Origin of the sequence: Massilia endophytica (assembly GCF_021165955.1) — a bacterium.
Taxonomy (GTDB): domain Bacteria; phylum Pseudomonadota; class Gammaproteobacteria; order Burkholderiales; family Burkholderiaceae_D; genus Rugamonas; species Rugamonas endophytica.
The window spans coordinates 1746904-1771013 of the sequence record NZ_CP088952.1 but is presented as its reverse complement, the minus strand read 5'-3'; the positions used below and the strand labels follow the sequence as shown (position 1 = coordinate 1771013).

At 63.4% G+C, this 24110-nt stretch carries 23 protein-coding genes; 7 read left to right on the top strand and 16 right to left on the bottom strand.

Going from position 1 to position 24110, the window contains the following annotated elements; genetic code table 11:
- Positions 1 to 4 precede the first annotated feature (4 nt).
- Positions 5 to 1408 carry a hypothetical protein gene (locus LSQ66_RS08010; RefSeq protein ID WP_231769263.1) on the bottom strand — a complete coding sequence of 468 codons (1404 nt, stop codon included), beginning with the start codon at positions 1406 to 1408 and terminating at the stop codon, positions 5 to 7.
- A gap of 193 nt (positions 1409 to 1601) precedes the next feature.
- Here LSQ66_RS08010 and LSQ66_RS08005 point away from each other — a divergent pair, with 193 nt between their 5' ends.
- Positions 1602 to 1958, top strand: coding sequence for a DUF4870 family protein (locus LSQ66_RS08005; RefSeq protein WP_231769262.1), 357 nt, complete (start codon positions 1602 to 1604; stop codon positions 1956 to 1958).
- Here the strand turns inward: LSQ66_RS08005 and LSQ66_RS08000 are convergent, their stop codons facing one another.
- The 9 genes from LSQ66_RS08000 to phaC all read right to left on the bottom strand — a co-directional run bounded on the left by LSQ66_RS08000 (position 1959) and on the right by phaC (position 12747).
- Positions 1959 to 3122 carry a cystathionine beta-lyase gene (locus tag LSQ66_RS08000; RefSeq protein WP_231769261.1) on the bottom strand — a complete coding sequence of 388 codons (1164 nt, stop codon included), beginning with the start codon at positions 3120 to 3122 and terminating at the stop codon, positions 1959 to 1961. It abuts the gene before it with no gap.
- Between the two features lie 2 nt (positions 3123 to 3124).
- A complete protein-coding gene (gene rimO / locus LSQ66_RS07995; protein WP_231769260.1) occupies positions 3125 to 4534 on the bottom strand; it encodes a 30S ribosomal protein S12 methylthiotransferase RimO in 1410 nt (469 codons plus the stop codon).
- A gap of 130 nt (positions 4535 to 4664) precedes the next feature.
- On the bottom strand, positions 4665 to 5723 hold the full coding sequence (locus LSQ66_RS07990; RefSeq protein WP_231769259.1) for an ABC transporter ATP-binding protein: 1059 nt from the start codon (positions 5721 to 5723) through the stop codon (positions 4665 to 4667).
- Between the two features lie 2 nt (positions 5724 to 5725).
- Positions 5726 to 6583: a carbohydrate ABC transporter permease gene (locus tag LSQ66_RS07985; protein WP_231769258.1), complete on the bottom strand. Its 858-nt coding sequence runs from the start codon at positions 6581 to 6583 to the stop codon at positions 5726 to 5728.
- Positions 6580 to 7470: a carbohydrate ABC transporter permease gene (locus LSQ66_RS07980; RefSeq protein ID WP_231769257.1), complete on the bottom strand. Its 891-nt coding sequence runs from the start codon at positions 7468 to 7470 to the stop codon at positions 6580 to 6582. Before LSQ66_RS07980 ends, LSQ66_RS07985 begins: the two co-directional genes overlap by 4 nt.
- Entirely contained in the window at positions 7464 to 8729 is a 1266-nt protein-coding gene (locus LSQ66_RS07975; protein WP_231769256.1) for an ABC transporter substrate-binding protein, read from the bottom strand. The genes LSQ66_RS07980 and LSQ66_RS07975 overlap by 7 nt, the downstream gene beginning before the upstream one ends.
- A 72-nt stretch (positions 8730 to 8801) precedes the next feature.
- Positions 8802 to 10178, bottom strand: a complete 1377-nt coding sequence (locus LSQ66_RS07970) for a GH1 family beta-glucosidase (RefSeq protein ID WP_231769255.1) — start codon at positions 10176 to 10178, stop codon at positions 8802 to 8804.
- Between the two features lie 95 nt (positions 10179 to 10273).
- A complete protein-coding gene (gene phaR, locus LSQ66_RS07965) occupies positions 10274 to 10828 on the bottom strand; it encodes a polyhydroxyalkanoate synthesis repressor PhaR (protein ID WP_231769254.1) in 555 nt (184 codons plus the stop codon).
- Between the two features lie 197 nt (positions 10829 to 11025).
- Positions 11026 to 12747, bottom strand: a complete 1722-nt coding sequence (gene phaC, locus LSQ66_RS07960) for a class I poly(R)-hydroxyalkanoic acid synthase (protein WP_231769253.1) — start codon at positions 12745 to 12747, stop codon at positions 11026 to 11028.
- Positions 12748 to 12790: 43 nt separating this feature from the next.
- Between phaC and LSQ66_RS07955 the strand changes: the two genes are divergently transcribed.
- Positions 12791 to 12982 (top strand): hypothetical protein, encoded by a 192-nt coding sequence (locus LSQ66_RS07955; RefSeq protein ID WP_231769252.1) that lies wholly within the window; start codon positions 12791 to 12793, stop codon positions 12980 to 12982.
- Here the strand turns inward: LSQ66_RS07955 and pgeF are convergent, their stop codons facing one another.
- Positions 12983 to 13762, bottom strand: a complete 780-nt coding sequence (gene pgeF / locus LSQ66_RS07950) for a peptidoglycan editing factor PgeF (protein WP_231769251.1) — start codon at positions 13760 to 13762, stop codon at positions 12983 to 12985.
- Between the two features lie 107 nt (positions 13763 to 13869).
- Here pgeF and LSQ66_RS07945 point away from each other — a divergent pair, with 107 nt between their 5' ends.
- A complete protein-coding gene (locus tag LSQ66_RS07945) occupies positions 13870 to 14919 on the top strand; it encodes an RNA-guided endonuclease InsQ/TnpB family protein (RefSeq protein ID WP_231769250.1) in 1050 nt (349 codons plus the stop codon).
- A 13-nt stretch (positions 14920 to 14932) separates the two neighbouring features.
- Here LSQ66_RS07945 and LSQ66_RS07940 read toward each other — a convergent pair whose 3' ends face one another.
- Positions 14933 to 16042, bottom strand: a complete 1110-nt coding sequence (locus LSQ66_RS07940; protein ID WP_407659580.1) for an RluA family pseudouridine synthase — start codon at positions 16040 to 16042, stop codon at positions 14933 to 14935.
- A 64-nt stretch (positions 16043 to 16106) separates the two neighbouring features.
- Between LSQ66_RS07940 and LSQ66_RS07935 the strand changes: the two genes are divergently transcribed.
- Positions 16107 to 16913 (top strand): outer membrane protein assembly factor BamD, encoded by an 807-nt coding sequence (locus LSQ66_RS07935; protein ID WP_231769249.1) that lies wholly within the window; start codon positions 16107 to 16109, stop codon positions 16911 to 16913.
- A gap of 29 nt (positions 16914 to 16942) precedes the next feature.
- On the opposite strand, the gene yaaA is transcribed toward LSQ66_RS07935, so the two are convergent.
- The gene (gene yaaA / locus LSQ66_RS07930; protein WP_231769248.1) at positions 16943 to 17713 is read right to left on the bottom strand and encodes a peroxide stress protein YaaA; all 771 of its coding nucleotides are present in this window, start codon (positions 17711 to 17713) and stop codon (positions 16943 to 16945) included.
- Between the two features lie 34 nt (positions 17714 to 17747).
- Between yaaA and LSQ66_RS07925 the strand changes: the two genes are divergently transcribed.
- The 3 genes from LSQ66_RS07925 to LSQ66_RS07915 are packed head-to-tail and all read left to right on the top strand — an operon-like array spanning position 17748 to position 20366.
- Positions 17748 to 18200 carry a putative toxin-antitoxin system toxin component, PIN family gene (locus LSQ66_RS07925; RefSeq protein ID WP_231769247.1) on the top strand — a complete coding sequence of 151 codons (453 nt, stop codon included), beginning with the start codon at positions 17748 to 17750 and terminating at the stop codon, positions 18198 to 18200.
- A 30-nt stretch (positions 18201 to 18230) separates the two neighbouring features.
- Positions 18231 to 19409 (top strand): pyridoxal phosphate-dependent aminotransferase, encoded by a 1179-nt coding sequence (locus tag LSQ66_RS07920; RefSeq protein ID WP_231769246.1) that lies wholly within the window; start codon positions 18231 to 18233, stop codon positions 19407 to 19409.
- Between the two features lie 9 nt (positions 19410 to 19418).
- Complete coding sequence (locus LSQ66_RS07915; RefSeq protein WP_231769245.1) at positions 19419 to 20366, top strand: HD-GYP domain-containing protein; 948 nt, start codon at positions 19419 to 19421, stop codon at positions 20364 to 20366.
- On the opposite strand, the gene LSQ66_RS07910 is transcribed toward LSQ66_RS07915, so the two are convergent.
- Genes LSQ66_RS07910 through mshL form a run of 3 tightly spaced genes read right to left on the bottom strand, consistent with a single transcriptional unit; the run spans position 20363 to position 24110 of the window.
- Positions 20363 to 21424, bottom strand: a complete 1062-nt coding sequence (locus LSQ66_RS07910) for a tetratricopeptide repeat protein (protein WP_231769244.1) — start codon at positions 21422 to 21424, stop codon at positions 20363 to 20365. The two genes, LSQ66_RS07915 and LSQ66_RS07910, sit on opposite strands and share 4 nt — an antisense overlap.
- Positions 21421 to 22311 carry an ExeA family protein gene (locus LSQ66_RS07905; protein WP_231769243.1) on the bottom strand — a complete coding sequence of 297 codons (891 nt, stop codon included), beginning with the start codon at positions 22309 to 22311 and terminating at the stop codon, positions 21421 to 21423. Before LSQ66_RS07905 ends, LSQ66_RS07910 begins: the two co-directional genes overlap by 4 nt.
- Before the next feature lie 2 nt (positions 22312 to 22313).
- Complete coding sequence (gene mshL / locus LSQ66_RS07900) at positions 22314 to 24110, bottom strand: pilus (MSHA type) biogenesis protein MshL (RefSeq protein ID WP_231769242.1); 1797 nt, start codon at positions 24108 to 24110, stop codon at positions 22314 to 22316.

Sequence of the window (24110 nt, the reverse complement as noted above, 5' to 3'; positions counted from 1 at the left end):
TCTATCAAAGTGCGCGCAGGAAGACCACCAGGTCTGCCTTCTCCTGGTCGCTCAGCTTCGTTTCCAGAATGAGGTTGAAGAATTCCACCGTGTCCTCCAGCGTAAGCAGGCGTCCGTCGTGCATGTACGGCGGCGATTCCTTGATGCCGCGCAGCGGGAAGGTCTTGATCGGCCCATCGCCCACCATCTTCATGTTGTTCACGGTGCGCGGCTTGTAGAAGCGCTCCGTCTTCAGGTTGTGCATCAGGTTGTCCGTGAAGTACGGCGGCGCATGGCAGCTCACGCACTGCCCCTTGCCATGGAAGATGGCCTCTCCGCGCAGTTCCTGCGCCGAGGCTTTCTTCGGATCGAGCCTGCCCAGCACGCCAAGCTTGGGCGCGGGCGGGAAGTCCAGTATCTCCTGGAATTCGGCCATGAAGTGGACCTGGCTGCCGCGTTCCAGCACGTTCACGCCCTTCTTGGTGGCGATGACGGGGTCGCCGTCGAAATAGGCGGCGCGCTGCTCGAATTCCGTGAAGTCCTCCACCGTCTTCAACGCGCGCTGGGAGCCGAACAGGCGCTGGATGTTCACGCCGCGCAGGGTCGGCGTTTCGATACGGTGGCGCAGCTCCTGGGGCCGGATGTCGCCCACGAGGTGAGTGCTGCCGTTGCCATGGCCATTCGCGTGGCAGTCGAAGCAGGTCACACCGCGGCTCGGCTTCACTGAGCGGCGGTCCTCCGTCTGATTGAACTGCTGCTGGGGGAAAGGCGTTACCAGCAGGCGCAGGCCTTCGATCTGCTTGGGATTGAGCAGGCCGTTGAAGGTGTCGTAGAAGTTCTCGATGGTGATGAGCTTCCCTTTCGAAACGTCGCCCAGCTCCGGATGAGTGGTCAGGAAGATCGGCGCAGGAAACTCCGGCAGGAAGTGGTCGGGCAGGTCGAATTCGAGGTCGAATCGGTTGAGGTCACGCTGCTCCTGCTTCAGTATCTCGTCGATATGGAACTTCGGAAAAAGCATGCCGCCTTCGGGATGGTTCGGGTGCGGCAGCGGCAGGAAGCCCGCCGGGAACAGGTCGCGTTCGCGGACCTGCTCCGGGGTGAGCGCCGCCAACTCCTGCCAGGTGATCCCGCGGGGGAGCTTCACGCGCACGCCTTCCTGCACGGGCTTCCCGCGGAACATGGTGTCCTTCGACGGACGGTCGGCCAGATCGTAGCGTGATGCAAGCAAGTCGTGCTGGCGCTTCATCACGATGGGGCGCGCTGCGCGCAGGCGCTGCAAGGTCACCTGGAAGTCTTCGCGGATATCGACCGGCATATAGCTCGTCGGCTTCTCGCCTGGCGGAGGCCTGTCCGGCTTGGCGGTCTGCGTCCAGACCAGTGCAGGCGTGAGGCAGACGGCGACGGCTAAAACGATCCGCTTTGCTTTCATGGGCTCCTCCGGTGTCGATTACCTCTCTCATTAAAGCAGGCGGAAGCATCAAATCAAAGCGGACGCCACATTGATTTGTTCAATCGCAAAGATAGCCGGAAGTTATGGCAGCTGCGGATTGCGTTGCCAGCAGGCGTACGTGAGTGCCGCAGCGGCCCAACTATGGTAGCCTTGGGCCAAGGGAGGATTACATATGGCTCAGGAACTGATTCTCGATGCACAAACCGATTCGGCCAAGAACTGGGCGTTCTGGCTCTACGTTGCCCACGCGGTGAGTTTCTTCTTCTCGCTTGGCGCCTTCTCGATCATTCCACTGCTCTTCAACTACTCGAAGCGCGACGGCACGCGCGGCACCTTCATCGAAAGCCATCACAGCTGGATGATCCGGTCCTTCTGGTGGTATGTACTCTGGGTGGTGGTGGGCGCAGCCCTGTTCGTAACCTTCTTCGGCATTCCGGCCGCCATCGTCGTCTGGGGCGTGGCGTGGATCTGGAAGGCTTACCGGCTGATTCGCGGCTGGGTCACCCTCAACCAGAACCAGCCGATCTGATTACATCCGCGCCAGGGCCTGTTCGATATCCGCGATCAGGTCCGCCGGATCTTCCAGGCCGATGTAGAAGCGGACCAGCGTGCCGCCGTCCTGCCAGTTGCGGCGCATGGCCTGGATGCGGTAAGGGATGCACAGGCTGTTCGCACCGCCCCAGCTGTAGCCGATCTTGAAGAGCCTGAGGGAATCGACGAAGCGGTCGGTCTGCTCCTCGCTGAATCGGGCGTCGAAGAGCACCGAGAACAGGCCGCCCGCGCCCGTGAAATCGCGCTTCCAGACCTCGTGGCCGGGGCAGTCCTCGAAGGCCGGGTGCAGCATGCGCGAGATTTCCGGGCGTTGTTTCAGCCAGGCGGCCACTTTCAGCGCGCCCGCGTCGTGGGCTTCGAAACGCAGCTTCATGGTGGGCAGGCCGCGCATTACAAGGTAAGCATCGTCCGCGCCCACGCCCAGGCCGAGGCGCATATGCGAGTTGGCGATTTTCTCGTGCAGCTCGCGGTCGCGCGTGATCACTGCGCCCATCAGCACGTCCGATCCGCCCGACTGGTACTTGGTGAGCGCCTGCATGCTGATGTCCACGCCCAGCTCGAAGGGACGCAGCGCCAGGCCCGCGGACCAGGTATTGTCCAGCGCGACCAGGACGCCCTTCTCCTTCGCCGCCGCGCAAATGGCGCGCAGGTCCGGCACTTCCATCGACACGGAGCCCGGCGCCTCGGTCCAGATCAGCTTCGTGTTCGGCTGGATCATCTGCGCGATGCCTGCGCCGATCATGGGATCGTAGTAGCGCGCGGTGATGTTGAACGCTTCCTGCAGCCAGTTGCCCAGCACCCGGTTCGGATTGTAGATATTGTCAGGGAGAAGAATGTCGTCGCCGGTCTTGAGCACGGCGAAATCGATCATGGCGATGGCGGCGAGACCGCTCGGCGCCAGCAGGCAGCGCTCGCCGCCTTCGATTTCGGCGATGCGCGCTTCGAGCGTGAAGGTCGTTGGGGTGCCGTGCAGGCCGTAGGTATAGGCGTTCTTTTCCTTCCAGTCGCCGGAACGCAGCGCGGCCACGTTCTTGAACAGGATGGTGGAAGCGTGGTGGATCGCTGCCGGGAAGGCTGCGAAGCCCTCAGGCGGCGTGTAATCGGAATGAACCAGCGCTGTCTGAAGGGCCTTCTTCTCCATGCTCAGGCCTCGCCCCACAGGTCGTGCGCATCGGCGCGGGTGATTTCAACGTCGTAGAACTGGCCCACGGCCAGCTTCTTGTGCGGTTCGAAAGGCTTCTTCACATGCACCACGCCGTCGATCTCGGGCGCGTCGGCAGCGGAACGGCCGATGGCGCCGCTCGGGGTCAGTTCGTCGATCAGCACCCTGATGGTCTTGCCCACCTTGGCCTGCAGGCGCTTGCGGGAGATTTCCTCCTGCAGCAGCATGACGCGGCCGCGGCGCTCTTCACGCACTTCTTCCGGCACCGGGTTTTCCAGTTCGTTGGCGGTGGCGCCTTCCACCGGCGAGTAGGCAAAGCAGCCCAGGCGGTCGATCTGGGCTTCCTTCAGGAAGTCCAGCAGGTACTCGAATTCCGCCTCGGTCTCGCCGGGGAAGCCGGCGATGAAGGTGGAGCGGATCACGAGGTCAGGATTCATGGCGCGCCATGCCTGGATGCGTTCGAGGTTCTTCTCGCCGGAAGCGGGACGCTTCATGCGCTTCAGCACATCGGGATGCGCGTGCTGCAGCGGCACGTCCAGGTAAGGCAGGATATGGCCGCCGCTCATCATTGGAATGATCTGGTCCACGTGCGGATATGGGTAGACGTAGTGCAGGCGCACCCAGGCGCCGTACTGCTTGGCCAGTTCACCCAGGGCTTCGGTGAGCTGTGTCATGTGGGTTTTCACCGGGCGGCCGTTCCAGAAGCCCGAGCGGAACTTCACGTCCACGCCATAGGCCGAGGTGTCCTGCGAGATCACCAGCAGTTCCTTCACGCCTGCCTTGAACAGGTTTTCCGCTTCCAGCATCAGCTCCGCGATGGGGCGCGAAACCAGGTCGCCGCGCATGGACGGGATGATGCAGAACGAGCAGCGGTGATTGCAGCCTTCGGAAATCTTCAGGTAGGCGTAGTGCTTGGGCGTGAGCTTGATGCCCTGCGGCGGCAGCAGATCGATGAAGGGCTCGTGCGGCTTGGGAAGGTGCGTATGCACCTCGGCCATCACCTCGCCGACCGCATGCGGGCCGGTCACGGCCAGCACCTTCGGGTGGATGGACTGGATCAGGTCGCGGCCTTCCGCGTCCTTCTTCGCGCCCAGGCAGCCGGTGACGATCACCTTGCCGTTTTCGGCCAGCGCCTCGCCGATGGCGTCCAGCGATTCCTGCACGGCGGCGTCGATGAAGCCGCAAGTGTTCACAATCACCAGGTCCGCGCCGTCGTAGGACTTTGCGGTCTCGTAGCCTTCAGCGCGCAGCTGGGTCAGGATCTGTTCGGAGTCGACAAGCGCCTTGGGGCAGCCGAGCGACACGAAACCGACTTTCGGCGCTGGGCCGGTGCTCGCAGGCGTGCCTTCGGAGCCGGGCTTCTGGATACGGGAAATGGGTTGGGATTGCATGATAATCTGGCAATGAAAGTTTGGAGCAATCTGCCATTGTACCCTATGAGAGGCGCCGTCGCACCCGCGAAGGCGGGTGCCTAGGAGTGTGCCGTGACGCCCATGGGCCCCGCCTTCGCGAGGGCGACGGTTAGAGGCGCAAAGTGCTGGCTTCCCCGAACAGGGATATCCCTTCGCTGCGGATCGAGAAAGCGCCGCCCTCCCGTCCATCCTGCACGATGGCCGAGATCTGCGCGCCGTGGAAGTCCATCCACAGCACGCGGTGCGCGCCCATGGCTTCCACCAGCGTGACGGAGGCGCGATACGGGCCATCCGCCTCCACCACCACGTCTTCCGGCCGTACGCCCAGAACGCAGGCCAGGCCCGGCTCCACCGGCTGGCGGAAGGCGTAGTGCGACACGTCCAGCGCCATATGCCCGTTGCGGAACAGCGTTTTCCCGTTCTCCACGGCGAGGCGCCCATGGAAGAAGTTCATGCACGGCGAACCGAGGAAGCCGGCCACGAAGAGATTGGCGGGCTCGCGGTAGATCGTGTCCGGCGTGTCGAACTGCTGGATCACCCCGCCCTTCATCACGGCGATGCGGCTGGCCAGGGTCATGGCCTCCACCTGGTCGTGGGTCACGTAGATCATGGTCGCGCCCAGCTGGCGGTGCAGCAGCTTCAGTTCGCGCCGCAGTTCCGTGCGCAGCTTGGCATCCAGGTTGGACAGCGGCTCGTCGAAGAGGAAGACATCGGCCTCGCGCACGATGGCTCGCCCGATGGCCACGCGCTGCCGCTGGCCGCCGGAGAGATTGGCGGGCTTGCGGTCCAGCAGCGGCTGCAGGTGCAGCATCTCGGCCGCGCGCGCCACGCGGCGCTTGATCTCCTCCTTCGGCGTGCCGTTGATGCGCAGGCCGAAGGACATGTTCTTCTCCACGTTCATGGTGGGATACAGCGCGTAGGACTGGAACACCAGCGCAATGCCCCGGTCCTTCGGATCGACCAGGGTCATGTCCTTGCCGCCGATCTCGATGCTGCCGCCCGTCACGTCGATCAGGCCCGCGATGCTGTGCAGGAGCGTGGACTTGCCGCAACCCGATGCGCCCAGCAGCACCACGAACTCGCCCTTCTGCACCTCAAGGTCCAGTGAATCGATAACCTTGTTTTCGCCCAGCGTGATCTGAAGATTTTTGATGGATACGTTCGACATGCTTAACCTTTGACTGCGCCGGAGGCGATGCCGCGCACGAACCAGCGGCCGGAAATGAAATAGAGGGCGAGCGGCACCAGCGATGTAAGGATGGTGGCCGCCATGTTGACGTTGTACAGGCGCTCGCCCGTGGTGGTGTTGATGATGTTGTTCAGCTGGACCGTCATGGGCAGGTTGTCCGAACCGGCGAACACCAGGCCCAGAAGGAAATCGTTCCAGATATTCGTGACCTGCATGATCATGGCCACCACGATCACCGGCGTGGACATGGGCAGCATCAGCTCGAAGAAGATGCGCCAGAATCCGCCGCCGTCGATGCGCGCCGCCTTGAACAGTTCATCGGGCAGCGAAGCGTAGTAGTTCCTGAACAGGAGCGTCATCATCGGCATGCCGAAGATCACGTGCACCAGCACGATGCCCGGAATGGAGCTGTACAGGTCCACGGCGGCCAGCGCCCGCACCAGCGGGTACAGCACCACCTGGCCAGGAATGAAGGCGCCCATCATGAGAACGCTGAACATCACGCCTGCTCCCCGCGGCCGCCAGAAAGACAGGGCATAGCCATTGACGGCGCCCACCACGATGGAGAACACGGTGCTCGGCACGGTGATCTTCACGGAATTCCAGAAGCCGCCACGGATGCCCTCGCACTCAAGCCCCGTACACGCGGCCTGCCACGCCAGCCGCCATGGTTCGACGGTAGGCGCCAGCGGCAGCGCGAAGATATTCCCCAGCCGGATCTCGCTCATCGGCTTCACGGAGGTCACCAGCATCACGTACAGCGGCACCAGGAAGAACAGCGCCGCCGTGAACAGGAAGACGTAGAGGCCGATGCGGCCCGGCGTTATACGCGTCTTCATGCCTTGCTCCTTTTCTGAACGACCTTGCTGCGCGCGAAGTACAGCGGCGCAACGATGGCCATCACGGTCGTCAGCAGAACGATGGATGCCGCCGAAGCCAGGCCGATATTGGCGCGGCCGAACAGGTAGTCCATGATGAATTTGGCGGGCACCTCGCTTGCGGTGCCCGGACCGCCCTGGGTCATGGCCACCACGGGATCGAACAGTTTGATCACCATGGCGAACAGCAGCACGAAGGCCGTGGACAGCGAAGGCCACAGCATGGGCAGCACAATGCTGATATAGACGCGCCAGCGTGGAATGCCGTCGATGCGCGCCGCCTTCCACATTTCCTCGTCGATGCCGCGCAGCCCCGAAAGCAGCAGCGCCATCACCAGGCCGGAAGCCTGCCAGACAGTGGCGATAACAATGGTGTACAGCGCCTTGTCCTGGTCCACGATCCAGTCGAATTGCGCATCCTCGAAGCCCATGTGGCGCAGCACCTGCTGGATGCCGAGGGATGGATTCAATATCCACTGCCATACGAGGCCCGTGGCCACGAAGGACATGGCATAGGGATAGAGGAAGACCGTGCGCAGCACGCCCTCCCCGCTTACCTTCTGGTCGATGAACACCGCGAGCAGGAAGCCGATCACCAGGCAGGCCAGCACGAACAGCACGCCGTAGATGGCCAGGTTTTCCAGGGACAGCAGCCAGCGCTCGTTGCGGAACAGGCGCGCATACTGCCCAAGGCCGACGAAGTCGCTGGTCGGGAAGATGCGGGAGCTGCTGAGGGACACGCGCGCCGTGAAAAGCATGGTGCCGATGTAGGCGAAGACCACGGTCAGGATCATGGGCAGCAGCGCGATCCATGCCGCTATCGAAGTGCGGGAGCGTTGCTTCACCATGTGTTGTCCTTCATGGCCTGGATGAAGTTCTTCTGCGCCTGTTCGGGCGTCTGGTTGCGGTTCCAGTAGTTGGTGAGCACGTCCTGCAGCGCACCGACCAGGTCAGGATCCAGCAGCATTTCGGGATTGGGCAGCTGGCGCGAGCGGTCCTGCATGATTTCGATGCCTTTCTTCGCGCAGAGATCGAGTCCGGAAGTATCGACGTCCGGACGGATGGGAATCGAACCCTTGAGCGCGCTGAAGGCTGCCTGCGGCCCCGGCGAGGTGACCACGGAAGCGAACAGCTTCTGCGCCGCCACCACCTGGGGCTTGGACGTTTTGGGGAACACGAAGGCGTCGCCCGCCACCAGGTAAGGCGATTTCGGGCCGAAGCCGGCGAAGCAGCCGAAGTCCCTGCCCGCCACCTGCCCGGCCGCCGAGAACTCGCCCTTGGCCCAGTCGCCCATGATCTGGACGCCCGCCTTGCCGCTGACGACCATTGCCGTCGCATCGTTCCAGTTGCGGCCCGGCGAACCGGCATCGATATAGTTGCGCAGCTGCTTGAACTTGACCAGCACCTGGCGGAAGGCTTCGGAGTTGATTGCGGCGTAGTTCCGGTCGCGGTAGATGCTCAGGTAGAGCTCCGGCCCGCCCACCATGGAGAACACGGCGTCGAACAGGATCTTTTCCTGCCACACCTGGCCGCCGAAGGCCAGCGGAATCAGGCCCGCTTTTTTCAGCTTTTCCAGCGCGGCGATGAATTCGTTCCAGTTCTTCGGCTCCTCCTTGATGCCCGCCTTCGCAAAGGCTGGCTTGGAATAGAAGAACCAGGCCGTCATGTGGATGTTCACGGGGGCGGCATAGTAATGGCCGTTGACCTTGATGACGTCGATGATCGGCTTGGCCAGCACCTGGTCCCAGTTGCCGCGCGCCGCCACGTCGTCGATATTGTTCAGGAGGCCCTGGTCCACGATGTCGCGGAACTGCTTGGAGGTGTTGAACTGCGCCGCCGCAGGCGCATTCCCGCCCACGATGCGGTTGATGGTCGAGGCGCGCGAGGCGTCGGCACCGGCAACTGCCTGGTCGATCCACTGGCCTCCAGCCTTATTGAAGGCGTCCGCGAACTGGCGCACGGCGGCGGATTCGCCGCCCGAAGTCCACCAGTGCGATACCGTGGCCTTGAGCGGCGGGCGTGGCGGCTGCGGCGCCTGCGCCAGCACGCCGCCATGCGCGCCGATGGCCAGCGCCAGGGCGCCGGCCAATTGTGAAGCCTTGCTCATTCTGTCTCCTGCGGCGCTTGGGCGCCTTGTTCTGGACGATGCTTATGATAGTTGATACGAGCGTGCTAATGGTTAATCCGGCTGCGCTCTCCTCTTCGCCAGGAAGTCGCGCACCAGATGGGCGCTCCGCTTCAGGGTGCGTTTCTGGGTCGAATAATCGACATGCACAATGCCGAAGCGGCGTTCGTAGCCGAAAGCCCATTCGAAATTATCCATCAGCGACCAGATGAAGTAGCCGCGCACCTTGACGCCTGCCTTCACCGCTTCGTCCACGGCGGCGAGATGGCGGTTCAGGAAGGAGATGCGCTGCGCGTCGTTCACTTCTCCGTTCACCACGGCGTCGTCCGAGGCGGTGCCGTTCTCGGTGATGTAGATGGGCGGCAGATTGGCGTAGTTGCGGTGGAAGCCGAGCAGCAGGTCGCGCAGGCCGTCGGGATAGACCTCCCATCCCATCTGGGTGCGCTCCACGCCCTCAAGTGGCATTTCGGTATAGCCGTGGGCGCCGTCGCTGCGCACATTGGTGCGGAAGTAGTAGTTGATGCCGAGGTAGTCCATCGGCTCGCCGATGATCTCCATGTCTCCCGGCTGAACCTCCGGTTCGGTGCCCGGCCACAGCTCGAACAGCCCTGCGGGATAGCGCTGTTTCAGCAGCGGATCCAGCACCCAGTCGTTGTTCTGGATCTCGAACAGTTCGGCCGCGCGGAGGTCGGCCGGGGTATCGCCGTCCGTGGTTCCGCGCCCCACGTTGGCCACAAGGCCCTTCAGCGATGTGGGATCGTTCCTGCGCAGCGCCCGCATCGCCAGCCCGTGGCCCAGCAGCAGATGGTGCATGGCCTGCAGCGCGAGCTTGTTGTCCGTCTTGCCGGGCGCATGGTGGCCGGTGCCGTAGCCATGCATGGCGGAGCACCAGGGTTCGTTCAGCGTGGACCAGGCATCCACCAGCCCTTTCAGCTCGCGGCTGACCAGGTCGGCGTATTCGGCGAAGCGGAAGGCCGTTTCGCGGTTGATCCAGCCGCCCCGGTCTTCCAGGTGCTGCGGCAGGTCCCAGTGATAGAGCGTGACGAAGGTTTTCAGCCCCTTGGCGCGCAGGCGGGCCAGCAGCTGGCGGTAGAAGGCGATGCCTTTTTCGTTCACACTGCCGTCCGCATGCATGACGCGCGGCCAGGCGATCGACAGGCGGTAGGCGTCCACATTCAGGCCGGAGATCAGCTCCACGTCTTCTTCCCAGCGGTGGTAGTGGTCGCAGGCCACGGCCCCGGTGTCTCCGTGCAGGACCTTGCCCGGAATGGCGGAGAACGTGTCCCAGATGGACGGCAGGCGGCCGTCTTCTTCGCTGGCGCCTTCGATCTGGTAGGCGGCGGTGGCAACGCCGATCAGGAAATCCTTGCGCCACAGCACCGAGTCGGCGGGCGGGTCGAAAGTGGTTTGCAGCGCTGCGGGCTTGGTCATCGATGGCGTCAATGTGGAATCGTTTCCACATACTACCAGCGGGAAAATTGCGCAGTCAATAAAAAACCGGCGTCCTGCGCCGGTTTGTGTGGGGTTTACTTCTTGTCCGTGGGAGGCGGCGCGAAGGGGAAGGCGCCGAAGAGGTTCTTGCTCTGGTTCTGCATCTGCTCCTGCATCTGCACGAACAGGCTCTTGCTCTGGTCGATGTAGTTGTTCATCATGCCCTGCATGATGGGGGCCTGGACGTTCATGAACTGGGTCCACATCTCGGGGCTGAAGGTCTTGCCGTCGAAGTTGGCCGCACCCGCGGTGAACTTGCGCTGGATGTCGGTGAAGGCCTGGATGTTCTTTTCCAGGTAGGAACCCATCATGCCCTGCATGGCGTGGCCGTAGTAGCGGATGATCTGCGCCAGCACGTCGGTGCTGAACATGGGCACACCGCTCGCCTCTTCTTCCAGAATGATCTGCAGCAGGATGCTGCGCGTCAGGTCCTCGTTGGACTTGGCGTCGACCACGGTAAAGTCTTCGGCGTCCAGCACCAGCTGCTTGACGTCGGTCAGCGTGATATAGGAGCTCGTCTGGGTATCGTACAACCGGCGGTTCGGGTACTTCTTGATCAGGCGTTCAGCACTTTTTTTTCCACTACTCATCACAGATCCGTTATTGCGCCGCAGCGCGTACCTAAGTTGAATTCGAAAAAAAAGCGAACTGAGGTTCGCTTTTCACAAGCCTGCGCGCCCATTATAGAGTGAAAAATTCTCAGTTTGGGCGTTCCGGTATAAGAATATCGTGTTTATTGCAACGCAACTAAAAGATCGGCTTGGCAATCTGGCCAGGATTGCCACACTTACTCGGCCTTTTCCTTCACGTAACGGCCCGGGGCCGGTTCGATGGGCTTGTATTTGGTATTGCCCAGCTTCGTGCGCGCCTTGACCTCCTTGCCGCCGTGCTGGGCCAGGAAGGCGGCCCACTCCGGCCACCAGCTGCCCGGGTGCTCGGCGGCGCCGGCCAGCCAGCCGTCCGCATCCGCCGCGGCCTTGCCGTCGTTGACCCAGTAGCTGCGCTTCTTCTTGGCCGGGGAATTGATGACGCCCGCGATATGGCCGGAGGCGCCCAGCACAAAGCGGTTGGCCTTGCGCTGTTTCGGGTTCAGGATGTCCATGGAGGCAAAGGCCGAGGTCCACGGCACGATATGGTCTTCGCGCGAGCCGTAGATGAAGGCCGGGGCGTCGATCTTCGACAGGTCCACCGCCTCGCCCGCCACCTTCAGCCTGCCCGGATCCTTGAGCTTGTTCTCCAGGTAGGTATTGCGCAGATACCAGCAGAACATGGGGCCCGGCAGATTGGTCGAATCCGAGTTCCAGTACAGCAGGTCGAAGGGCGGCGGCTCATTGCCCTTCAGGTAGTTGGACTGCACGTAGTTCCACACCAGGTCGTTCGGACGCAGGCTGGAGAAGGTGCTGGCCAGGTCGCGGCCCGGCATCAGGCCGCCCGCGGCCAGGGTCTGCTCGCGCAGCATCACCTGCGGCTCGTCCACGAAGACGTTCAGCACGCCGGTGTCGCTGAAATCCAGGAAGGTGGTCAGCAGCGTGACGCTAGCGGCAGGCTGTTCGCCGCGCGCCGCCATCACGGCCAGGGCCGTCGACAGCAGGGTGCCGCCCACGCAGAAGCCGAGTACGTTCAGCTTCTCTTCCTTCGTGATGGCCTTGCAGATATTGATGGCGTTGACCACGCCATCGTCCACATAGTCGTCCCAGCTCGTCTTCGCCAGGGTCTGGTTCGGATTGCGCCAGGAGATGAGGAACACGGTATTGCCCTGCTCCACCGCATAGCGCACCAGGGAATTCTCGGGCTGCAGGTCCAGGATGTAGTACTTGTTGATGCAGGGCGGCACCATGAGCAGCGGACGCTGCTTCACGTTCTCCGTCAGCGGCTTGTACTGGAGCAGCTGGAACAGCTCGTTTTCGTAGACCACCTGGCCCTCGGTGGTCGCCAGATTGCGGCCCACTTCGAAGGCTTTCTCGTCAGACAGGGAGATATGGCCCTTCTGCATGTCCGCCAGCATATTGGCCAGGCCTTTGGTCAGGCTTTCACCCTTGGTCTCGATGAGCTTCTGCTGGGCTTCGGGGTTCGTGGCCAGGAAGTTGGCGGGCGACATGGCGTCCACCACCTGCTGCACGGCGAAGCGGATTTTCTGTTTCTGGTGCGGCGTGGCCTCCACCGCCTCGGCCATGGCCACCAGGAATTTGGCGTTCAGCAGGTAAGATGCGGCATTGAAGGCCGACACCGGGTTGCCCTGCCAGGCGTCCGAACTGAAGCGGCGGTCCTTCAGCTGGGGCGCCTTCCCGGACAGGAACTGCTGCCAAAGCGCGCCAAATTCGCTCATGTACTCGTTTTTCAGCCGTTCCAGCACTTCGGGACGGATCGTCGCGCCCGCTTCGCGCAGGAGCGCCGCGCCAGGCATGGCATCCATTTCAGGCATCATCTTGAACCAGGACTGCCACTGGCTGGGATCGCCGATTTGCGACATCCACGCATTGGCAATGGCTTGCGGGTCGGGCATATTCATGTTGAAGTTCATCTGTTCAATTCGCTTTCACTGAAACGCGCTTATGCTGATTGTTGCTGTTGCCTGGATTTATGTTGTGCTGCTGATGGCGCTCACCGAACCCACCGTGGTCGCCGGAATCATGACCTTCCTGCTGTACTGCGTGCTGCCCTTGGGCATCCTATTTTACTTAACTGGCGGGAAACGGCGCAAACGCCGCCGCGAAGCCGAAGCCGCCCGCCGGAAAGATCAATGATTACTTGAGCCAGATCAAGCTGGCCTGCCGTCCCGTGACGCCGTCTCGGCGGTAGGAATAGAAACGTCCCGAATTCGATACCGTGCAGTATTCGCCGCCGCTCACCCGCGTCACCCCTGCCCGCCTCAGCACCACAGTCGCCAGGGCGTAGATGTCGGCCAGGTATTTGCCGGGCGCGCCGGCGGGCCGGAAGGCCGCGTTCAGCGCCGCTTCATCGCCCTGGGCGCGCGAAAGGAAGGCCTGGCGCACGTCCTCGCCCACTTCGAACTGATGGGGGCCGATGGCAGGCCCCATCCAGGCCACGACTTCCCCCGCGCCCTGCTCCCGCATGGTGCGCACGGTTTCCTGCAGCACGCCGTCTGCCAGGCCGCGCCAGCCTGCGTGGGCGGCGGCGACGATGGTGCCCGCCGTATCGGCGAACATCACGGGCAGGCAGTCGGCGGTGAGCACGGCGCATACCGTGCCATGGCGTTTGGCGAAGCTGGCGTCCGCCACGGGCAGTTCGTCCAGGCCCACCTTGTCGGCATCCGCCACGGCCACGCCGTGCACCTGGGACAGCCAGGCAGGCTCGCACGGCAGCTCGGCGCGCAGGATGTCGCGGTTGCGCTCCACCCGCTTGGGCAGGTCGCCCACATGAATGCCGAGATTCAGCCCGCCGCCGCCCTGCCCGTCGTCATAGGGCGCAGGGCTCACGCCGCCCCGGCGCGTGGTGCACAGCACCGCCACGTTCTCCGGCGCGTCGGGCCAGACGGGAATCAGCCATTGCGGAGAAGTGTTCATCAGATTTGCTCCGAGTGACCGCGTCCCTTAGGACAGGGAGCGCAAGGAGCCGACTGCGAGGCAGTCGTTCCCCTTGAGTTTGGAGAAGTACTGTATATAATTACAGTATGATGATCGTCTATCGTTACCGTGTGAAGTCGCTGGCTGGACTGCTGAGTCAACAGGCTCGCAAGGTGAACTTCGTCTGGAACTACTGCAATGACCGGCAGAAGGATGCCTTGCGCTTCAGCCGTCCGTGGCTGACCGGCTTTGACCTGAACAAGTTGACCACTGGCAGCAGCAAGGAACTGGGTCTGCATTCGGGTGTCATCAACGCTGTGTGCGAACAGTATGCCAAATCTCGCGCACAGCACCGTCGGCCTTATCTGCGCTACCGAAGCCGGATGTCGCTCGGTTGGGTCCCGATGAAGGGACGCGACCTGCATCGAGAAGGTAATGCGTTCCGCTTTGCTGGTAATACCTTCCGAGTGTTTTATTCGCGTCCTCTGCCTGAAGGGAAGATCAGGGATGGTTCCTGTTTTGCGCAAGACCGGCGTGGAGATTGGTTTCTCAATATTGTGATCGAAGTCGCCGAACCTCCTGCTGCACGTCCGCTTAGTCGAGGTGTCGGCATTGACTTGGGGCTGAAAGACCTTGCCGTGCTGTCCAGCCAGGAACGTATCGAGGCGCCCGGCTTTTACCGCAAGGCGGAGGCGGCACTGGCGGTGGCGCAGCGGGCGCACAAGTGGCGCAAGCTCAGGACGATTCACGCGCGCGTGGCCCGGCAAAGGCTGGACTTTCTGAACAAACGCTCCACGGAGCTGGTGCGCGCTTTCGATCATATCGCTGTGGGCAATATCAATGCTGGTGGATTGGCCCAAACCGGCCTGGCCAAATCTGTACTTGACGCTGGCTGGTCGACCTTCCGCAAGATGCTGGCGTACAAGGCCATCAGGCATGGCGTGCGGTACGTGGAAGTGAACGAACGCTTTACCACCCAGACCTGCTCGACTTGTGGCGCACTGCCCGATTCGCGACCGAAAGGTATCGCAGGCCTTGGAATAAGAGAATGGACTTGCAGTGATTGTGGCGCTGTACATGATCGTGATATCAATGCTGCGATAAACATTCTCCGTCGCGGACGTGCGACGCTGGAAGCAGGAATCTTCGTCCTTTAGGGCGGAGAGGACGTCAATACTCCTCGTCGTCGTAGTCGTAATCGTAATCGCCGCCCTCATCGCCGAGCTCGGCCGCAGCCAGGGCCGCTTCGTCCGGCTCCTCGATGCCCGCCTCGTCGAGCAGGGCCTTGAAGTCGTCCGCCAGGGGCACGGTCCATTCGCAGGGTTCGCCCGTGGCCGGATGCACCAGCCCGAGGCGGCGCGCCTGCAGGGCCTGGCGCGGGAAGACCTCGGTCAGGTGCTGCTTCCCATAGACGTAATCGCCCACCAGGGAGAAGCCCAGGTGCGCCATGTGCACGCGGATCTGGTGGGTGCGGCCCGTTTCGAGGCGGCACTGCACCAGGCTGACCGGGCGGCGCTCGCCCAGATGGCCCTCGGCCAGGCGCTGGTAGTGGGTGATGGCGGGCTTGGAGCCCATGGCGCTGGTCACGGCCATCTTCACCCTGTCCTTCGGGTGGCGCCCCATGGAGGCGTCGATGGTGCCGGACAGGCGCGGCGTGCCCCACACCAGGCACCAGTATTCGCGCTTGACGCTGCGCGCCTGCAGCTGGCGCACCAGGTCGGTCTGGGTGGCCAGGTCCTTGCCGATCACCATGAGGCCGCTGGTGTCCTTGTCCAGGCGGTGCACGATGCCCGCGCGCGGCACGCCGCCCAGCTGCGGGCAGTGGTGCAACAGGCCGTTCAGCAGGGTGCCGGACCAGTTGCCCGCGCCGGGGTGCACGACCAGGCCGGCGGGCTTGTTAATCACGATCAGGTGGTCGTCCTCGTAGACGATGTCCAGGTCCAGGGGCTCGGGGGTGAAGGCCACGTCTTCCGGGGCGGCCTGGGGCAGCACCACGATCTTCTCGTCGCCATAGACGGTGGCGCGCACCTTGGCCGGCTTGCCGTCCACGGTGACGAAGCCGTCCTCGATCCAGCTTTGCAGGCGGCCGCGCGAAAACTGGGGCACCAGGCGGGCCACCACCTTGTCCAGGCGCTCGCCGCACACTTCGGGCGTCAGTTCCAGCTCGATGGGGGCAAGCGGGTCGCCGGATTCGCCAGCAAGGTCCTCGCCCTCAAAATCAGCGTCCAGATCGGTGTCGGGCAGTTGTTCTGTCGAATTCGGTTGATGTTTCAAGATCACGGCAATCCCATCGGCTATAATCAGCCTGTTGTAGTATTTTGGTTAAACGTCTTCTGCAAACAACATGCAAAAAAAATTATCGGTAGTTGCAGCAACTGTCGTACTGCTCAGTTTGTCCGGATGCGGTTTATTCTCCGGCGGGTCCCAGGATGAGACCAAAGGCTGGTCCGCAACGAAATTATACTCGGAGGCCAAGTCGGAACTGGAGGGGCAACACTACGAGCGTGCCATCCAGCTGTTCGAAAAGCTGGAAGCGAGCTACCCCTTCGGCATTTATGCGCAGCAGGCGCAGATGGACATTGCCTACGCCTACTACAAGTCGCAGGACCAGGCCCAGGCGCTGGCTGCGGTGGAGCGCTTCATCAAGCTGCACCCGAACCACCCGAACGTGGACTACATGTACTACTTGCGCGGCCTGGTGAACTTCAACGACAGCATCGGCCTGCTGAACTTCGTCTACGAGCAGGACCCGGCCGAACGCGACCCGAAAGCCACGCGCGAGGCCTTCGCCGCCTTCAAGGCCCTGGTGGAGAAGTTCCCGAATTCGAAGTACACGCCCGATGCGCTGGACCGCATGAAGTACCTTATCAACGCCATGGCGAAGTATGAGGTCTATGTGGCGCGCTACTACTACCGCCGCGGCGCCTACCTGGCTGCGGCCAACCGCGCCATGGACGCCGTGCGCGACTACCGCGATTCCCCGGCCATCGAGGAAGCGCTCTTCATCATGGCACAAAGCTACGACAAGCTGGGGAACACTGCGCTGCGCGACGACGCCATGCGCGTCTTCAAGCAGAACTTCCCGAACAGCCGCTTCCTGGAAAATGGCGCTCCGAAGCAGGAGCGCCGCTGGTGGAAGTTCTGGGGCTGAGCTGACGGAGGGGCCAGTCCCCTCCTCTCTTATTCCTCGATTTTGCGGCGGAAGACCCAGGTGGAGTCGTCGGACTCCTTCTTGACGAAGGCGTAGCCGTCCACCTTGAACTTCTTCAGCTTCTCCGGGTCCGTAATGCCCTTCTCCGCCGCGTAGCGCGCCAGCATGCCGCGCGCGCGCTTGGCGTAGAAGGAGATGATCTTGTATTTGCCGTTCTTCCAGTCCTCGAAGACGGGTGTAATGACGGGCGCCTTCAGCTTCGCCGGCCGCACCGACCTGAAATACTCCTCCGAGGCCAGGTTGACCAGCGCCTCAGCACCCTGCTCCTCGATATCCCGGTTCAGCGCTTCGGTGATGGTGTCGCCCCAGAAGCCGTAGAGGTCCTTGCCGTGCGCCGTATCGAGCTTCGTGCCCATTTCCAGGCGGTGCGCGTGGATCAGGTCCAGGGGACGCAGCATGCCGTACAGGCCGGAGAGGATGCGCACGCGCGACTGGGTGTAGGCCAGCTGCTTGGGTGTGAGCTTGCGCGCCTGCAGGCCGTCGTACACATCGCCGTCGAAGGTCATGACGGCCTGTCGCGCTTCGGTGGTGTCCTTCGTCCACGCAGCATAGCGGGCCACGTTGAGGGCGGAGAGCGCATCGGAGATGTCCATCAGCTTGCCCAGCTCCGGCGGCGAAAAGGCGCGCAGGCGGTCTATGAGTTCGGCGGAGCGGTCCAGGAAGGCGGGCTGGGTGTGCAGCTTGGTGGTGGGCGGCGTATCGAGGTCGAGACTTTTTGCAGGCGAAAGCACTATCAGCATAAGATTTCAAAACATACTTCTGAACAATTCCGACATGATACCTGTTCCACCGAAACGCATCGTCATCGACACCAATGTCTGCCTGGACCTCTTTGTGTTCGAGGACCCGCGCTGGGCAGCCCTGCTCTCAGCCATCGAGGATGGCTCCGTGGAAGCGGTGACGCGCGCGGACTGCCGCGACGAATACCGCATCGTCCTGCACTACAAGCACCTGCCGCTGGATGAACAGAGCCGCCCCCTGGCGGAAGCGCGCTTCGACCGCCTGATCAAGGTGGTGGCGCCGCCCGAATCCGGCGTGCGCCTGCCCGTGTGTACCGACAAGGACGACCAGAAATTCCTGGAGGTGGCGCGCGACGCCCAGGCGCACACCCTCATCACCAAGGACAAGGCCCTGCTCAAGCTGGCCAAGCGCCTGGCGAAGGCTGGCATGTTTCGCGTTATCACGCCCGAGAAGTGGAGTCTGGAAGAGCCGGCCGTTGCGCGCTAGAATGGAACAAACACATACGCCATCCGCTTCATGAACAGCCCGCAGATTCCGCCCGTTACACCAGCCATCGCCACCCGCCTGCCCGCCGTGGGCACGACCGTGTTCACCCGCATGTCCCAGCTCGCCATGCAGCATGGCGCCGTCAACCTGGGCCAGGGCTTCCCGGACTTCGCCTGCGAACCGGCGCTGACGCAGGCCGTGAGCGAGGCAATGCAGGCTGGCCTGAACCAGTACGCCCCCATGACCGGCCTGCCGCAGCTGCGCCAGGCCATCGCCGCGAAAATCCGCGCCGTTTATCACCACAGCTACGACGCGGACGCCGAGATCACCGTGACGGCGGGCGCCACCGAAGCCCTTACTGGCGCCATCCTGTGCTGCGTGCATCCGGGCGACGAAGTGATTGTGGTGGAACCGGCCTACGACAGCTACCTGCCTGCCATTGAACTGTGCGGAGGCGTGCCGGTGCTGGTGCAGATGGAGCTGGGCGAACAGGGATACCGCCTGCCCTGGGACAGGCTGGCAGCCGCCGTCTCCCAGCGCACCCGCCTCATTGTCATCAATACGCCACACAACCCCACCGGCACGGTGTTGCGGGCAGCCGACATGGAGAATCTGGCGGACATCGTGCGCGGCACGCAGATCCTGATCCTGGCGGACGAAGTCTACGAGCACATGGTGTACGACGGCCACCGCCACGAATCCATGAGCCGCTATCCGGAGCTGGCGGGACGCAGCTTTGTGGTGTCGAGCTTCGGCAAGACCTATCACGTCACCGGGTGGAAGGTGGGCTATGTGGCGGCGCCCGCGGCCCTGATGCAGGAGTTCCGCAAGGTCCACCAGTACAACGTTTTCAGCGTGAACACCCCCATGCAGGCCGGGATCGCGAGCTATATGCAGGATCCGGGGCCCTACCTCACCCTGCCCGCCTTCTACCAGCGCAAGCGCGACCTGTTCCGTGCGGGCCTGGAGAACAGCCGCTTCGAGCTGCTGCCTGCGGATGGCACCTACTTCCAGTGTGTGCGCTACGACGCCATCTCCGGCATGAAGGAAGCGGAGTTCGCGGAGTGGCTGACCAGCGAGATCAAGGTGGCGGCGATTCCCGTATCGCCGTTCTACCGCGAACCGCGTGAATCGGGCATCGTGCGTTTCTGCTTCGCGAAGAAGGACGAAACGCTCGCCCTGGCCCTGGAGCGGCTGAAGAAGATCTAGGAGCGGCAAGTGAACACGCATAGCGAGGCGCATCCCTCGGTCCTGCATGAGCTGAATGCCATCAGCAAGCGGCTCGACAAGCTGCTGGCCCAGTTGCGCGACGAAGAGAACGCGGACACGGACCTGCGCGGCGTGGTGCGCGACCTGCACGCCGCCGTGGCGCTGGAGCCCAACGTGGCCCTGGCCTGCGTGTTCCTCAACCAGATCGCGGGCACCTACGCCGTGCGCCACTGCATCGAGACGGCCATTGTAGTCACCATGGTGGCGGGCGCCATGCGCAAGCCGCTCAAAGAAATGCAATCGCTGACGGCGGCGGCGCTCACCATGAACGTAGGCATGCTGCGCGAGCACGACAGCTTCCAGCGCAAGCCCGGCGCACTGGAGCCGCATGAAATGGCCATCGTCCACCGCCACCCCGAGCGCAGCGCCGAACTGCTGAAAAGCGCGGGCGTGACCGACGAAGAATGGATTTCCTGCGTGCTGATGCACCATGAGAACGCGGACGGCAGCGGCTACCCCGGCGGCAAGACCTGCGACGAGGTGACGCAGAACGCCCGCCTGCTCAATCTCGCGGACCGCTACTGTGCCAGGGTTTCATCCCGCAACTACCGCAGCTCCCTGCTGCCGGATGCGGCCCTTAAAAAGCTCACCGGCGATTGCAGCCACGACGCCGATCCCGCGCTCTCCGACTACTTCCACCAAGTGCTGGGCCCCTTCCCGCCCGGCTGCCTCGTGCAGCTGGAGAACGGAGAAACGGGCGTGGTGGCGCACCGCGATCCGGCCAGCGGCATGCTGGAGATTCACTGCCTGCGCGACCCGGCCGGCAACAAGGTGGAAGTGGCCATGCAGCGCCTGAGCGGACAGCCCGGCTGCGCGATCCACTGTGCCCTCTCGGAAGACGATGCCGACCTGCGCTTCAGCATGAAGCAGGTCTGGGGCGCGCTCGCGGCCCTTTAATTGAGCTGCTGGAGCTTTCGCTCGACGAAGGTTTGAAGTTCTGGCGTGAGCATGCCCGTTGCGCGGGCGTGCACGAAGGCGTCGCGCGCTTCGGCATTGCGCTTGTCGGCTGCCAGGGAAATGCCCAGCCCCATCCACCACACGCCGTTCTGCGGCTGCAGGCGCAGCGCCGCCTGATACTGCTCGGCCGCTTCGCGGTGGCGCTGGCTGTGCTGCAAGGCGCCCGCCAGGAAGGCGCGATATTCCGCGTTGCTGCCCGCATAGGGCAGCGATTTCTGCAGCGTTTCCACCGCCGCGCCGCCGCGTTCCAGCTGCAGCCGGGCCAGCAGCATCGCCATGTTTACCTGGCGCGGATCGAGGCCGATGCCGAACTGCAGGTGGCGCATGGCCTCCTCCGCCCGCTGGTTCTCGATCAGAAGGCCGATCAGGGTCTGGCGCGCCGCGTCATGGCGCGGGTAGTACAGCACCGCCTGTTCCAGGGTGGTGATCGCCTCCTGCACGCGTCCCTCTTGCAATGCCGCCAGACCGCGGCGGTACAGGGTCTCGCCGCGCTGCTGGGTGCCCACATCCTCGGCTGCCTGAGTCTTTGCCGCAGCCGGCGCCTGTTCCGTGGCTGCCGCCTTGCGCGCCGGGCGCTCGGACGTTGCGGGCTTGCGTGGCGGCTGCTCCGCGGCAGGCGTCACCGCGTGGCGGGCGGGTTGGGCGTCAGCCTTCCGTGGCGGCTTGGCCGCTTCCTGCTTGAGTGCTTCCACGGCTGCTGGCTGGGGCGCCTGCTGCGCCACGGCCGCTTGCGGCACCGGTGCAGGCGTGGCGGGAGCAAGCACCGCCGGCTGCTGGGGCACTGGCGCGGCCGGAGGCTTGCTGAACAGGTAGCGCCATGCCAGCACGCCTCCCAGGGCCAGCACCACCACGCCCACGCCAGCCGCCATGGCCAGGCCGGGGCGGCCAAAACGCTCGCTGGACGCAACCGGCCGCACCACGGGCGAACCGCCCTGGCGTGCCGCCTCGCCGCCGTGACGGGCGTCGAGATCCTGGAGCATTTTGTTAATCAGACTCATTTAGTGAGCGCCCATGTCACACTGCATGCCGCGATCAGCAGGCTCAATCCCCCGATCAGCCATGGCAGGCGGGAAGCCCGGCTGGCCACCGTATCCTGCGCCGCAATCGCCACATGGCGCTTGCTGACCTCCTGCTTGCCCTCCCCGTACGCCAGCATCAGCGCCTTGTGCGCCAGGATGTTGACCAGGCGGGGAATGCCGCCGCTCGCCGCAAACAAGCGCGCCACGGCGCCGCGGCCGAACAGGCGCCCGCCCGTGAAGCCCGCCACCCGCAGGCGATGGGCCAGATAGTATTCGAGGTCGTCCTTGTTCAGGGGACCAAGATGGTAATGGAAAGTGATGCGCTGCGCCAGCTGGCGGATCGAATCCTGCTCCAAATGCATATTCAGTTCGGGCTGGCCGAACAGCACGATCTGGAGCAGCTTGCGCTTTTCCGTTTCGAGATTGGTCAGCAGGCGCAGGGCCTCCAGGCTCTCCAGCGGAATGGCCTGCGCCTCGTCCAGGCAGAGCACCACCTGCTTGCCCTGCTTCGCCAGCTCCATGAGGCGGAAGGTGATGGACTTGAGCAGCTGATGCTGGTCCACGTCCTTGGCCAGCGTGAGTTCGAGTTCGTCCGCCAGGGCCAGCATCAGCGTGCGCGGCTCCAGATAGGGATTCGGGATATAGGCAGTGACGTATTCCTCGCCCAGCGTGGCGATGAACTTCCGGCACAGCAGCGTCTTGCCGGTGCCGACTTCGCCGGTGATCTTGATGAAGCCTTCGCCGCTGCGCGCCGCCACCAGGAGCGTATTAAGCGCCTCCTGGGAATGGGGACTCGTAAAGAAGAAGCTCGTATCAGGCGTAATGCTGAACGGGACTTCACGCAGGCCGAAGTGCGACTCGTACATGATCAGCGGCGTCCTTTCGTGGCGTTGGCCGGATCGAATTCCTTGATGCGGCGGTTAGCATCCATCAGGTCATTGCTCCAGCTTTCCGCGCCATCGACGATGGTGGGCTTGATCAGCACCACCAGCTCGCGCTTCTGCTGCACTTCTTCCTTGTTGCCAAACAGGGCGCCCAGCACCGGCAGGCTGCCCGTACCCGGCACGCTGGAACGGTTGTTGGTGCCCGACTGGCGCATCAAGCCGCCGATGGCCACCACTTCGCCATTCCTGCCGCGCACCATGCTGTCCATCTCCGACGTAACGGAAGTGGCCAGCGGCAGGTTCAGGCTGCCGGCGCTGCCCAGGTTCACGCCCTTGTTCACGGTGGACACCTGGCTCACGGAGGGGTGCACGTGCAGGATGACGTGGCCGTCGTCGTCGATCTGCGGGGTCACGTCCAGCACCACGCCCGAGAAGAACGGGGTCAGGGTCACGTTCGGCGATGCGGTGCCGTTGCCGGTGGCATTCGTGGTCACCGTGGTGCTGACGCCGGTCACGAAGAATTCGTCGGTGCCCACCTTCAGCACGGCCTTCTGGTTGTTCAGGGTGGCGATGCGCGGGCTGGACAGCACATGAACCGTACCCTGGGATTCCAGGAAGGAGATCAGCGCAGCGAAATTACTGGTCTGGAAGGCGAGCCCCAACAGGCCGCCCGCCGCGGCTGCCGAATTGGCCATGTTGAAGCCCGTTGTGCCGGAGAGCGAGCCGCCGTTGGAAATCGAGGAGCCGATGCCGCTAGGGGGCAGTGGCGCAAGGCCTGCGCCCGGCTGCAGGAAACCGATGGAGCTTGCGTTGCCGTGGCCGGTCTGCACGGAGGCGAAGCGGGCCCAGTTCACACCGTTCTGCGAGCTGCTGCTCAATTCCACTTCCAGGATCTTCGCTTCCAGGATCACCTGGCGCTCCACGGCCAGCTGGGTGGCCTGGAGATACTGGGCGACCGCACGCAGCTCGTCCGGCATGCCCCTCACGAGGATCACGCCCGACTGCGGGCTCACCACCACGCTGCGGCCATCCTTCGTACCCACAATGGCCTCCAGCGACAGGCGCAGCTCGCGCCAGAAATCGCTGTCCGACGTGGTCTGGACGATGGCAGCGGCACGGCTTGTCTGCTGATTGCCATTGCCGTTGCCGTCGTTCCCATTGTTGTTGCCGCCGTTATTGTTGCTGTTGTTGTTCTGGTTATTCTGGTTGTTGTTCTGGTTGTTGCCGTTGTTATTCTGGTTGGCATCGCTGACCGTGGTCGACGTCACACGCAGATTGGAAGCGCCGCGCCGCGCCGAAGTCAGGTAGTTCACCTTGAACATCTTGGTCTGCATGGTGAGCGGGCGGATGTAGATGCGCGTCCCCTCCACCTTGTAGTCGTAGCCATACAACTCCTTCACCGCGTCCAGGGCCTCGAACAGCGTCACTTCCTTCAGGTTGGCGGTGATGGTGCCGCTCACTTCCGGGTGCACGAGCATGGTGTAGCGTGTACCTTGGGCGATGGCGTTGAAGAACTGCTGCGCGCCCACACCGTTGAACGCCACGGTAAAGCGCTCCTCCAGCACGGTACGCGCCTTCGGCAGCGCGCTCGCCAATTGCGTGGTGGGCGGCAGCAAGGCGTTGGTGACCGCGTCCGGCGGCGATGCCGCAGTAGACTTGGCGGCCGCGTCGCCCATTTCGGCGCTGATCTTATCGAACGTATCCCGGCGCGGCGTGGTCTGGCAGGCTGCCAGAGCGCACGCCAAGGTGGCCAATCCGATCAGTTTCGATAGTTTCTGCAT